Below are 1,437 nucleotides of genomic sequence, written 5' to 3'. Positions count from 1 at the left end.
ATGGGTAACGCCGAAAATTGTAACCGCCAATCATCAACTTGTGCGCGGATCCCGGGATCGCGTCACGCATCCAGGAGAATGAGTTTAGGCTGCTGATTTTACTCAAGCAGTATTTCTTAATTTCTGAGTTATCAGAAAGTTCCGTTCGCTGAGGAAAGTCACTAAACGACTTACAACACCTCCCCACCACCCAGTTCTTTATGAGGACAGATAACTGATGGATTAAAACCCCAATCGGGAGAGCAACGACCACCCCTGCCAAAATCCTAAAATTCTCCGCCTCGCTATAGAGAAGCTTTGCGAGATCAGAAAATCCTTCAGTCCGTCCTCCAATTCCGAAGATAGCCACCCAGAACATGAACGTTGTTCCGGAGATTTGATACCTTAGAAACTGTTTCAAACCCTTTCCTTATCGTGTCGACAACTGCTCTAACGCCCAGCGCAACCGGGCGGCTTTGGAGCGTCAACGGAAAAGCCGATCCGCGTTGACGCTGTTGTTATGCGATACCAAACTTTTCATACAAGCCGTCAAGCGACATTCCACCATCAGCATCCTTTATGTAACGAACCACCGTCTCGAATGGGTATCCCCATTGTTGAAAATTGTACCGAGTAGAGCAGCTAGCGCGGCGCTCATCTGGGTTGAAGCACTCGGACATAAAGCCAAGCATCTGCTGCCCCTGAAGGCACCAGCGCCGGGAACCTTGGGCAGTGGCAGGAGGGCAGCATAGCAGCGGCCGGATTCGCACATTCCCTTCCACTATCCCTGTCTTTGCGCAGCATTCCCCCACATCATCCTGGAGCAATGGATAAAACCTGTCTATGACATCGCTCAGCCGCTCTTCAGGAAACAAACCGGCCCACCGGAATATAGAAACCAATGCAGAGCGATCTTCTTTCAAGGCCCTGTTGAACCCAATCACTTGCGGATCACTCTTTACTTCGCACAAAAGTAAGTCAATCTCACCCGCTCTCGTGCTGAGAAATTCAGACGGCCCCACCTCTCGTTCTGGCTCAGAGTAATATGGATGACGAACAGCAAGGCAGTCCACTTCGGTTCTTGCCTGTCCCCATTCAGGAGAATGAGCAATAAGCCCAGTGGTGAAGTACCCGTTTAGCCTCAGGTATAACTGAGTAACGATCTCGTCTACATCTGACCTAGTCATTTCTATTCCACAGCGGACAGACCGCATAACGAATAGTTAACCGGCCCGCGTCGAGGTCAAAAAAAGACCGCTTCACGATCGGGCTGCCGCCGCGGGCGGATCGTGACTCGGAGCGGGTCCGGTTGAACGGCTCGTTGTACAAAGTCCGCTCCACCTTAGATTGGGAATTTTGTCCACGCCGCTGTCGGTGGGCAATCGCGGCTCCGCGCACCAGCGCCCGTCCACAGTGGGGGCAGCGCGTCGTCGCCCCGTGGCCGATCGAGGCCATATA

General features: G+C 52.5%; 1 protein-coding gene. It reads right to left on the bottom strand.

Annotated features, from left to right (window positions below; all coding sequences use genetic code 11):
• Positions 1–400 (bottom strand): hypothetical protein (locus ACPEES_RS23360; RefSeq protein WP_435106906.1); only part of this gene is annotated, 400 nt, incomplete at its 3' end.
• Between the last annotated feature and the right edge of the window lie 1,037 nt (positions 401–1,437).

This window comes from Arhodomonas sp. AD133 (genome assembly GCF_051195215.1).
Taxonomy (GTDB): domain Bacteria; phylum Pseudomonadota; class Gammaproteobacteria; order Nitrococcales; family Nitrococcaceae; genus Arhodomonas.
Note: the sequence above shows the minus strand (reverse complement) of the source record. Positions and strands in the feature narration are given on the sequence as shown.